Source organism: Novosphingobium sp. TCA1 (assembly GCF_009811895.1).
In the GTDB taxonomy this organism is placed as follows: Bacteria; Pseudomonadota; Alphaproteobacteria; order Sphingomonadales; family Sphingomonadaceae; genus Novosphingobium; species Novosphingobium panipatense_A.
Genome location: NZ_BLJH01000061.1, coordinates 1 through 9,837, shown reverse-complemented (window position 1 = coordinate 9,837; position 9,837 = coordinate 1). Strand labels below are relative to the sequence as shown.

At 63.8% G+C, this 9,837-nt stretch carries 14 protein-coding genes; all 14 read left to right on the top strand.

The annotated features are described in order from the left end of the window. The first annotated feature begins 114 nt into the window (after positions 1-114). Positions 115-2,388: a ParB/RepB/Spo0J family partition protein gene (locus tag NTCA1_RS27125; protein ID WP_142639927.1), complete on the top strand. Its 2,274-nt coding sequence runs from the start codon at positions 115-117 to the stop codon at positions 2,386-2,388. A gap of 92 nt (positions 2,389-2,480) precedes the next feature. Then, positions 2,481-3,410 carry an ArdC family protein gene (locus tag NTCA1_RS27120; protein WP_142639929.1) on the top strand — a complete coding sequence of 310 codons (930 nt, stop codon included), beginning with the start codon at positions 2,481-2,483 and terminating at the stop codon, positions 3,408-3,410. A 24-nt stretch (positions 3,411-3,434) separates the two neighbouring features. Then, positions 3,435-4,079 (top strand): hypothetical protein, encoded by a 645-nt coding sequence (locus tag NTCA1_RS27115; protein WP_142639931.1) that lies wholly within the window; start codon positions 3,435-3,437, stop codon positions 4,077-4,079. Beyond that, complete coding sequence (locus tag NTCA1_RS27110) at positions 4,076-4,300, top strand: hypothetical protein (protein ID WP_142639933.1); 225 nt, start codon at positions 4,076-4,078, stop codon at positions 4,298-4,300. Before NTCA1_RS27115 ends, NTCA1_RS27110 begins: the two co-directional genes overlap by 4 nt. Then, positions 4,288-4,506: a hypothetical protein gene (locus NTCA1_RS27105; protein WP_142639935.1), complete on the top strand. Its 219-nt coding sequence runs from the start codon at positions 4,288-4,290 to the stop codon at positions 4,504-4,506. The genes NTCA1_RS27110 and NTCA1_RS27105 overlap by 13 nt, the downstream gene beginning before the upstream one ends. Before the next feature lie 42 nt (positions 4,507-4,548). Then, the gene (locus NTCA1_RS27100; protein ID WP_236549605.1) at positions 4,549-5,154 is read left to right on the top strand and encodes a hypothetical protein; all 606 of its coding nucleotides are present in this window, start codon (positions 4,549-4,551) and stop codon (positions 5,152-5,154) included. Further along, complete coding sequence (locus NTCA1_RS27095; protein ID WP_306439320.1) at positions 5,151-6,047, top strand: hypothetical protein; 897 nt, start codon at positions 5,151-5,153, stop codon at positions 6,045-6,047. Before NTCA1_RS27100 ends, NTCA1_RS27095 begins: the two co-directional genes overlap by 4 nt. A gap of 175 nt (positions 6,048-6,222) precedes the next feature. Continuing rightward, entirely contained in the window at positions 6,223-6,537 is a 315-nt protein-coding gene (locus NTCA1_RS27090) for a hypothetical protein (protein ID WP_142639937.1), read from the top strand. A gap of 71 nt (positions 6,538-6,608) precedes the next feature. Beyond that, positions 6,609-7,046, top strand: a complete 438-nt coding sequence (locus NTCA1_RS27085) for a hypothetical protein (protein ID WP_142639939.1) — start codon at positions 6,609-6,611, stop codon at positions 7,044-7,046. Between the two features lie 86 nt (positions 7,047-7,132). Then, positions 7,133-7,804 (top strand): hypothetical protein, encoded by a 672-nt coding sequence (locus tag NTCA1_RS27080; protein WP_159832384.1) that lies wholly within the window; start codon positions 7,133-7,135, stop codon positions 7,802-7,804. A gap of 115 nt (positions 7,805-7,919) precedes the next feature. Further along, positions 7,920-8,114, top strand: coding sequence for a hypothetical protein (locus NTCA1_RS27075; RefSeq protein ID WP_236549604.1), 195 nt, complete (start codon positions 7,920-7,922; stop codon positions 8,112-8,114). 16 nt (positions 8,115-8,130) lie between these two features. Then, complete coding sequence (locus NTCA1_RS28590; RefSeq protein WP_185928880.1) at positions 8,131-8,646, top strand: hypothetical protein; 516 nt, start codon at positions 8,131-8,133, stop codon at positions 8,644-8,646. A 50-nt stretch (positions 8,647-8,696) separates the two neighbouring features. Beyond that, positions 8,697-9,203, top strand: a complete 507-nt coding sequence (locus tag NTCA1_RS27065; protein WP_142639943.1) for a hypothetical protein — start codon at positions 8,697-8,699, stop codon at positions 9,201-9,203. An 18-nt stretch (positions 9,204-9,221) separates the two neighbouring features. Further along, positions 9,222-9,837 (top strand): hypothetical protein (locus NTCA1_RS27060; RefSeq protein WP_159832383.1); only part of this gene is annotated, 616 nt, incomplete at its 3' end.

Genomic DNA, 9,837 nt, shown 5'->3' with positions numbered 1-9,837 from the left:
AACCACGTCAGGTTAGTCCCAACCAGCGGTTGACGGCCAAATGCCCATGTGAGGAGGGGGAGGAGGAAGGGTGTCCGTGAATTGGCCGGACGATGAGAAGAAGGTGTTTTCCCCATGATCCAGACCGTCAAGCTCGCGAAGCTGGTCCTGTCCGACATCAACGTGCGCACCCGCGGCGAAGACCTGATCGAACAGTTCGCCGCCGACATTTCCGCGCGCGGCATCCTGCAGAACCTGGTCGTAGCCTCGGTGAAGAAGCCGCGAGGTTCCTACGGTGTCATCGCCGGCAGCCGCCGTTTTCGAGCCCTGAAGCTGCTCGCCGAACGCGGCGAGATCAACGAAGCCGAATACGACGTGCCGGTCCTCATCCTCACCGGCGGCAACGACGAGCTTTCCGAAGCCTCGCTCGCTGAAAACTTCCATCACCTCAATATGTCGCCTGCCGACGAATGCCGGGCCTTCCAGCACTGCCTCGGCCAGGGCGGCGACATCGACGCCGTCGCCAAGCGTTTCGGCATCACCCGCCGCTTCGTCGAAGGCCGCCTGCGCCTCGCCAATCTCGCCGAGCCGATCTTCGAAGCTCTGAAATCGGGCGCGATGACGCTCGACATGGCCAAGGCTTATGCTTCGACCGAAAGCCATGAGCGCCAGCTGATGGTCTGGAACAGCTATGGCGCCAACAGCTACCACGCCAGCGCCGACACCATCCGCCGCGTCATCGCCAACGAATCCATGAAGTCGACCGATCCCGTCGCGCGGCTCGTCGGCGAGGAAGCCTATGTGGCCGCAGGCGGCATCGTCGATCGCGACCTGTTCAGTGACAACGGCGATCGCTGGACCAACCCCGAGATCGCGCAGGCCCTCGCGGCGGCCGCCATGGAGGCCGAAGCCAAGCGCATCGGTGAAGAACGCGGCCTCGCCTGGATTCGCCCGGTTGCCTCGAACTCGACCTGGGAAGCTGCGCGCGGCCTGTTCCACGTCCACCTGCCGAGCCTTCCGCTCACCGAGGCCCAGACCATCCGCATCAGCGAAATCGAAGCGCGCCTGAGCATCGTCAGCCTCGAGATGGAAGACGAGGATCTGGAGGAAGAAGCCTGGCAGGCCCTCGATGCCGAACACGATGCTCTCAGCGACGAACTGCGTGATGCCGGTCGCCGCGAGAAGATCCTCCCTCCCGAACTTGCGCCGCGTGTCGGCCTGTTCCTGACGCTCTCGCAGGACGGCCGGATGGAACTCGGCGACACCTACTACAGCGAAACACCGCTCAGCGTCACCATGGTCGAACCCGATGAGGACGACGAGGACGCGGCCGAGACCGGCGACGACGGCATCGAAAGCGAACCTGCCGGCGAAGCGGCCCCGCGCACTCCGACGTTCCGCATCGAGGAGGGCGAGACCGGAACCTTCACCGGGGGCACCAAGGAAGTTTCGCCCGACGAGGCTGCCCCTGGCGGCAAGGCACTCAGCCAGGTTCTCCTCGACCAGCTTTCGGTGCAGCGCCGCGACGTTCTGGGCGCTTCGATGATCGCCAACCCGGCGCTCGCGCTCGATTACATGCTGTTCGCCATGGTCGACAAGTCCACGGGGACGGACGAGACCTGCGGCACCACGATCCGGGCTTCGCACCCGGAAGATCCGGTTCGTGGTGCCGCCTATCCCAAGTCGGTCGCCCATGACTATCTGGCCGAAGTGCGCGAAGGTCTCGATGCGTCCTGGACCGAGCACAAGAGCATGGTCGATCGCTTCGACGCCTTCCGCGCGCTGGACGACGAGGTCAAGGCGGCATGGCTCGCGTGGATCGTTGCCCGGTCGTTCAAGGCGAAGGAAACCTACAGCCATCGTCAGAACGCCCTCCAGAACCACCTTGCCGGGCTGCTCGAAGTCGATGTTGCCAAGTGGTGGCGCCCGACCTCGGAGAATTTCTTCGACCGCGTTCCCAAGGGTGCTCTGCTCTCGCTGCTCGACGAAGTCGGCGGTCCCGCCCTCTCGGGCCGCCATGCGAGCCAGAAGAAGGGCGAAATCTCGACCTCTTGCGAGAAGCTGTTCGCCGGCGACGCGGTGATCGAGGCCGACGTCAAGGAAAGGGCACTGGCCTGGGTGCCCGCAGCGATGCGCTTCAACACCCCCGAGACGTCCACCGATCATGACGATGGCGACGAAGCCGGGGACACCGGCGAGGCGAGCGCACCTGACGACGTCGAAGACGATTTGGCCAGCCTGATCGACGCTGCCCTTTCCGGTCCCGACGACGGCGATGATGGCGAGAACGTCTCGATCGACGACGAGCACACCGGCGAAGGCGACGACGATCAGCAGATCGATGACGGCTCGCCGGCAGTCTACGGCGATAACGATGCCGTCAGCCAGTGGGCCGAAGCGGCGGAATAACGAGCGTCCATCCGACCCGACCGACGATCCGCCGGTGGGCTTTACGGCTCACCGGCGGCTTTTCTCGCCACACCGGACAAGGGACATTCCAGATGAAGACACCCCGCAATTCGCGCGACATCGCGCGCGAAGTCACCAATGCCATCGTTTCCCGGCTCGAGGCCGGCACAACCCCGTGGACCCGCTCCTGGTCGCTGACCGGGGAGGGCGGCCGACCGCTCCGCCATGAAGGCACTCCGTACAACGGCATCAACTGCCTCTGGCTCTGGACGATCGCCGACGCGCGTGGCTACCGCAGCCGCTACTGGATGACAGCCCGCCAGGCCGAGGAACTTGGCGCGCATGTGCGCCGCCAGGCCGATCCATCCATGTCGATCTACGCCTCCAGCTTCCGCAAGGCAGGGCAGCCGGGATTGCTGGGCGAGGCTACCGGCCAGCTGATCCGCTTCCTGCGTCACTACATCGTCTACAACGCCGACGAGATAGAGGGCCTGCCCGATTACTACTACGCGCGCGACGTACCCCCGACACCGACCCTGCTATCGCAGCGCCAGGACGCGATCGATACATTCTTCGCGGCGATCCCTGCCCGGGTTCGCCACGGCGGCGACGAGGCGTATTACAGCCCGCTCGGCGATTACATCCAGCTTCCCCGCCCCGGCTGCTTCAGATCGGGCGACGCCTACGCTTCCACGAGGGCGCATGAAAGTGCCCATTGGAGTGGCAGCAAGGAGCGGCTCAATCGCACTTTCGGCAAGCGTTTCGGTGACGATGCTTACTGCGTCGAGGAACTTTGTGCTGAACTAACAGCAAGTTACGTTTGCGCCGACCTCGGCTTGCCGACCGAGCTGCATGACAGCCATGCCAGCTACCTTGCTAATTGGATCAAGGTGCTTCGCGCTGACCACAGCGCCATCTTCACCGCCTCGGCCAAAGCCGAGCAAGCATTCAACTATCTGCGCGCCTTCAGCCTTGCCGAGGCGAACGCGCCTGCCGGCGATGCCCTGAAGGCCGCGGCATGACTTCCATTAGCAGGAGACATCACCATGGGCTGGCTCTTCATGAACAGGCACCACATGGGCGGGCACGCTACGCCCAAGTCCTATCTCGACGCCCAGTTCACCTTCATCAATGCGCCGGACGACAACGGAATCGCGCGCGGCGCTCGCGTCCTTGCCTCGTCCTGCCCCGGCAACCGGGTGTGGTACGCAGCGGTGCAATACTCCGAAAACGGCGTGCCGACCGAGGTCATCGCCATGGTCTGCCTCGTGAAGTGGAACCCGAGGGACAAGGAGGCCATGCACTTCGGGTTCAAGGACATGAGCGAAGGCATGGGCCCCTGCGAAGCAGAAGCACCCGAGAATATCCTTCGCCTGCTGACGCCGACCACCAACGAGAATGCTCTCGACTGGCGTCGGCGCTGCCTCGCCCGCCTGCAGAAGCGTTCCCGGAAGATCGTCGACGGCATGCGCGTCAAATTCCCGCAGGCGATCACATTCACCGATGGCTTCGCCGGCGACGAGTTCACCGTCATCAAGCGGGGCGCGACCATCACCTTCCGGCCTGTCGGCACATACGGCCACTACCGCATTCGCAATTTCCGTGACCTCGAATGGTCGATCGTCCCGGAAACGAAGGTCCACCGAACGGTCTTCGCCCCCCGCCCATCCGCTGCGATGCCCCCGCCATGAGCGCGGCATCCACCCTCTCGCCGCTGCGGGCACGGCTCTGCAGCCGCGAGAATGCCATCCGCGTCGCGCAGCGCATGATGCAGGCCGGAATCGCGGTCATGATCACCCCCGGCAATGACCTGCAGCCCTGGCGCGTGATCGAGCGCACTGACCTTTCGGCAAGCGAGGTCGCCGCGCGCATTGCCCTCAAGAGACAGGAGGACTTGAGATGCCCCGCCTGAAACCCGCCACACCGCGTTCGAAGCAACAAATCGACGACGCCCTGAAACTCATGCGCCGTGCCCGCGCCCTCTTGCGCGAGGCCGGGGCCTCCAAGGCCGCTGGCCGCCTTCACAGCGCCATCAACAGCGCCGAGGGCGCTCGGCGGCACTGCGAGCGGCGCCCCGTCGTCCAGAACATGGCGACCTGGCTCTCCGAGGCCGAATGAGGGGAGCGGGAAGGTGGAAGCGAACGATCGAGGAGAGTACACATGCCCGCATTCGCTTCCTCCCCCGCACCTGAGATGACCCGCTGGGGCAAGCCCGTCACTACCACGCAGCGGCTCCCCGGCATCTGGCGCGTCGTGACCCCGTCGCATGGCGGCTTTATCCTGTCCGAAACACGCCAGGCCGCGATGCCCGAGGCACTGCGCCTGGATGAACCCGAGTACGAGCATGACGTTGACTGGTCGCTCGTGATCGTGGCGTTCCAGACCGAATTTGCCGCTGCCGGAGATCCGCTCTTCGACATCGAACTCTCGCTTGCCACCAGCACCGTCAAATGCTGGCGGCCCGAGCGATGGGAAGCCTATGCCGGCGAAGCCGTAGAACCCCGCCAGAGCCATGTCAGGCGCGAGCGCGAAGCGTTCGAGGCACGCATCGGTCAGGTCGTTGTGACCACCGCCTACGGCGATTGGGCCGATTGGGTGCCGAGCGGCAAAGTCGGCGTGTTTGGCTACCGGCTCGCCAGCGTCGATCATCTGGCCCGTCCGACATACGCCGATCCCATATTCAAGGCCCTCGTCGATGCCGCCCGGTATGATGAGCGCGCCAGCGTCATCAGCTTCGACGAACTCGACGCCGAGATCCTGCCATGACGATCGAGGTGATCGTCGGCCTGCCCCATCTCAACGAAGGACCAATCCTTCAGCGCGCGCGGATCATACAGCAGCCCATGCTGATTTCCGCGAACTGCCTTTCGCGCTGGCGCACCGCATCAGGGGGCTGGCGCGAATGGCGAGGCTGGCGCACTGGTCAACTGACGAATGCCCACGGGCTCAACAGCCTCGACCTCGACAGCGCGGGCTATGTCCTGATGTCCAGATATGGCGGCTATCCATGGTCGATCGCCGACTACATGGCTCTGGCCGCATCCTATCCGTTCCGGCGCTTCGCGGCCGCCGACTATTGCTGCGAAGCGGAGATTGCCGCCGATCGCGCCGAAGTCCTCGACCGTATCGCCCGCACCGTGGCGACGAACCGCGAATGCCGATCGCGCGCGCATGACCTCGGCATCATCGACCGGTTCATGCCCGTCCTGCAGGGTCGCTATCCAGAGGACTACGAGCGTTGCGCCGAAATGCTGGCGTGGTCGATGAATCCCGGCACGATCGTCGGCGTCGGCTCCATGTGTCGCCGCGACATCCATGGCCCTGACGGATTGATCGCCGTTGTCGCGCACCTCGACGCGGTGCTGCCCAACCCTGGCCCCCGCCTCCACCTCTTCGGCGTGAAGGGAGCCGCCATCCCCTTCCTTCAGCCCTACGCACATCGCGTAGCCTCTCTAGATTCCCAGGCCTGGGGCACGGCCGCGCGCCGTGATGCCCGGCGCCGGCAGGTCTCGAAGACCGATGCCTTCGCGGCCGACCATATGGAGAGATGGACCATCGCCCAGCTCGATCGACTGCGCGAGCCTCATCGCCCGCTCACGATCACGATAGAACCGGCACCTTCACAAAGTCCGTCTGATCCATGGGAAGCCGCCATCTAGCAAGCACAGGCGGAGATCCGCGCGCTTATAGAAACCGGCGATCTTGCCCACGATGAAGTAACCACTGGCTGGATCGAAACGTGGGCGGCCGACATCTACCGCGCTCGCACCAGCATAGCTTGCCTGTAGCTTCTATTCATTTCCTCGCATACGCTTCACCCTGAAGGAGATCGTCATGACTGCCATCAATATCGATCACGCCAACGCTGCCGCCTCTCTTTCTCGCCTGATCGACGTTGCTCGGTCGGATACCGGACAGTCCGCCAAGGTTGCGAACTTCCTCCTTGCATGGTGGAATGGTGACGATTGGGGCCATTTCGACGTCTCGGACATCTTCGGCCTCGATCGTGCGATCGGCATCGATATTGCCACCATCATCGGTTATCTCGCGGATCATCCCGGTGCCGTTTATGCGGACGCCTTCGGTGAGCGAGAGGCTATGAGCGAATTGATCGGTCTGTGGCGGGCCAGGAAGTGCGCAACGACCTGAAATCCGGATCGCGGCCAAGAGAAAAGAGGGAGTGTTCTCAGCGCGAAATTCTTCGCGAGAGGAGTCCCTCCATGCCCGACTGCTACATCATGACCGGCGAGAACCCGCGTGCCCAATCCTATATTGCCGAGGCCGCGGACCAAAACCGGGCGCTTGCCGCATACCAGCGGACTGACCCCACGGCCTTCCTTCTCGACTGCGATGATTACTGGAAGGCCGAAGTGGCCCGCACGCTCGCGAAATTCCCGCTGACCCGCGTCACCGAGCGCTTTTACACCCACATGCTGGGCGTCCTCCCCCCGATCTATAGCCGCTTCAACCCCGGTTGGTTTGTCGGTGAAGCCGTCGTTGAGCGCGTCTACACGCAGTTCATCGAGCACAACGACCGTTTCTACGCGGGCTATGCCAATCTCGGACCCGGCGGTAGGCGCTGGCAGCTCGACGACATCGAGGCGCTCGAGGCCACCGGCACGATCACCGAGGCCGACTGGTTCCCCTCCGAGACCTGAAACAGCCAAGGGTCCGAGGCCGCAGAGGAGAGGGGGAAGGGAGGATCGAGCGCGGGAATGCGCTCGGTCTGACCCGGAGCCCTACCATGACCTACGACGTCCCGTTCCGTCACATGCAGGCGATCGACCCCAGCAGCCTCACGACCATTACCGCGACGCTGCATGCGCTCAACAGGGCGATGGAAGACTGCCGTATCGCCGGCGTCGACCCCGACCATGACCCGGCAATCGCGCTCCTCGCGCGCCACTTCGCAGCCGTCACCGCCGACCGCGCCGATGATGACAGCCTGCGTTTCGCCTGCAGCCGCCGCGTCATCGAACTCGAACGCTTTCCCGCACTTCTCACCCTGGCCGTGCGTGGAGTGGCCCATGACCGCGTTGCCAAAGAGCGATTCCACAAGGACGGTGCCAAGGCCATGAAGGCGCTCGCGATGGAAATCGGCTTGGCGCCGGGCAGCTACTCTATCAGCTCCACACCCAGCGACCCGGCAATCGCGGGATATGTCGCGCTGTCGAGCGATGACATTTCGATCATGCTCAGCGTCGGCCCGCTCCATGAGGGCAACGAGGTGCAATACTTCGCCAAACGCGGTCCTGCATCCGGCCAGAAGCTGCGCTTCGCGGCAATGCGCGATTTCGTCCGGCCAATCCGTTTCGCAGCGCGCATCCGCCGTGATCTGCGGCTCGATGCCATCGTACCCTCGCCCGCGCCCATCGAGCCCCACACGCAGGCGCCGCGCGAGCCCATCGCCGCTTAGGGAGACATCCCATGCTCACCACACATCAGGTTCTCGATCTCGTTCGCAGCGATGCCGCCCGGATCGAACGCTTCACCCAGCGCCGCGAGGTTTCCTCGATGCGCTGGACTGGACAATGCTCACTTGTGAACAGGTCCACGAAGCTGCCATGCTGGACTTCATGCTGGAAGATGACCTTGCCGAAGCCCTCCAGCGGGTTTCCACGGCGGAAAGCCTCGCTGCCATGGGCATGCCCCTTGTCCCTGCCTTCATCCGCTACAATCCATTCCCGCGCCCCTGGCATGTGGAATGGCTCGCGCTGGCGAATTGAACGGAGATCCACCCTCATGAGCCGTTATGATTTTCCCGGAAAAGGCGTTGCGAGCAGCGTCGCCATCGGATGGGACCGGCCTTTGGGCACGTTCTTCGTCCAGGTCATGCAACCCCATCCCCGCATCGACGGCGAGGAAGCGACATACATCTGGAAGGGCGCTGCCCCCGGCGAACTTCCCACCGCAGCGGCCGCAATCACGGTCGCCGCCGAATATGCCGATCTGCCCGAGGATCTTGGCGCGACGCTGGAGACCGATCGCCTGAAGACCCTCGGCACATTCGATGGGCCTGCCCAGGAGGCTGCGAAGCCCTTCATCCAGGCATCGCCTCCGCCGATCCACACCGAGGCCGAAGCCCGCGAGGCCGGTTACACGCGCGCCGTCATCGCAGACAGTACCCACCATACCCTCGAATGGCTGATCGAACCTGAAGCCGACCTCGATGACACTTTCCTGGCCTTCGATCGCGGCACGAACGAGATGCTTCATGTGCATGGCTGGAACTTCACCATCGAGCCTGATGACCCTTGAGATGAGGGGGAAGGGGATGGGCGATCCATGGAGGATCGACGGAGGTTCCCTTGTCCTACACCATCGACATTGGCGCAGCGCCCGCGAACGCCGACTGCGCCCAGCTTGGCCAGACCCCCGATTTCGCGCGGGTCAACCGCTTCGAGATCGACGCCTATCGGATCGGCATCATCGCCATCCATGGCCTTCCTCCGCAGGGATGCCGCCTCACCAGCAAGCCTAACCGGCACGATTTCGGCACCTATCGAACCCTCGTCCTGCACATCGACGATGAAGACGATCCTGCCGTCGCCGCCTACGCCGAGGCCGTAGAAGACGGGCTCGGCTCCTGGATCGAGGCTGCGATTGCCTGTCCTGTCGAATATGACGGCAACGTCGCCTCCATTCCCCGGCCCGAACTCGACGAAGTGGCGATCGGCGCGCTGCTGACCACGCGGCCCGGCGCCAACGGTCGTTTCGCGATCCCCGCATTCGAGACGATCCACACCAACCTTTCGGCCGCATTCCCCAAACTCGCCGAGACCGCCTGCGCGCGTCTCGCCGGCGATCCCGCCTGACTGCTCAGGAGATCCATCATGGCAAACAATTACCTCTCCAGTTCCTTCATCCTCGAGATGACCGCCGAGGATGCCGAATTGGTCAGGCTGGCGCAGCGCGCGAGCGAAATCGTCGAGGATTTCGCGAGCGATACTCCCCGCGACCTCGAATACGACAACCTCGGTCCGCGCTTTGCCGCTCTCTTCCCGCCCAAGGACGGTGACGATTTCGGGAGTTTTCTCGACCTCTTCGACGATCCCGATTTCCCGTCGTTCGACTGCAGCATCGTCATCAGCGAAGTCGATGCCGAGGGACACTGCAAAGTCAGCTTCAGCGGCAACCAGTTCGGCGTCGATCAGGTGGCAAACCTGATCTTCACCGCCTGCAAATCCGCACTCCCTTGCGCATTCTCATGGGCGCACACCTGCGATGCCTTGCGGCCTGACGAATTTGGCGGCGGCTGCGTCATCATCACTGACGCCGGGATCGATTTTCACAGCACCACCGGCATCATCGGCCGCGTTCTCGGAACGGGCGCCGGTCCTTCCGAGACACCCAAGCCGGTCTTCGACCCCGCCCTTGTCACCATCGAGCAGAAGCGCTTCAGCGTCACCCAATGGGAGATCCTGGTCTGCTACAACGGGCAGCGCATCG

Coding starts and splice junctions, on each gene's coding strand:
- NTCA1_RS27125 (WP_142639927.1), top strand. CDS start 115: ATGATCCAGACCGTCAAGCTCGCGAAGCTGGTCCTGTCCGACATCAAC.
- NTCA1_RS27120 (WP_142639929.1), top strand. CDS start 2,481: ATGAAGACACCCCGCAATTCGCGCGACATCGCGCGCGAAGTCACCAAT.
- NTCA1_RS27115 (WP_142639931.1), top strand. CDS start 3,435: ATGGGCTGGCTCTTCATGAACAGGCACCACATGGGCGGGCACGCTACG.
- NTCA1_RS27110 (WP_142639933.1), top strand. CDS start 4,076: ATGAGCGCGGCATCCACCCTCTCGCCGCTGCGGGCACGGCTCTGCAGC.
- NTCA1_RS27105 (WP_142639935.1), top strand. CDS start 4,288: ATGCCCCGCCTGAAACCCGCCACACCGCGTTCGAAGCAACAAATCGAC.
- NTCA1_RS27100 (WP_236549605.1), top strand. CDS start 4,549: ATGCCCGCATTCGCTTCCTCCCCCGCACCTGAGATGACCCGCTGGGGC.
- NTCA1_RS27095 (WP_306439320.1), top strand. CDS start 5,151: ATGACGATCGAGGTGATCGTCGGCCTGCCCCATCTCAACGAAGGACCA.
- NTCA1_RS27090 (WP_142639937.1), top strand. CDS start 6,223: ATGACTGCCATCAATATCGATCACGCCAACGCTGCCGCCTCTCTTTCT.
- NTCA1_RS27085 (WP_142639939.1), top strand. CDS start 6,609: ATGCCCGACTGCTACATCATGACCGGCGAGAACCCGCGTGCCCAATCC.
- NTCA1_RS27080 (WP_159832384.1), top strand. CDS start 7,133: ATGACCTACGACGTCCCGTTCCGTCACATGCAGGCGATCGACCCCAGC.
- NTCA1_RS27075 (WP_236549604.1), top strand. CDS start 7,920: ATGCTCACTTGTGAACAGGTCCACGAAGCTGCCATGCTGGACTTCATG.
- NTCA1_RS28590 (WP_185928880.1), top strand. CDS start 8,131: ATGAGCCGTTATGATTTTCCCGGAAAAGGCGTTGCGAGCAGCGTCGCC.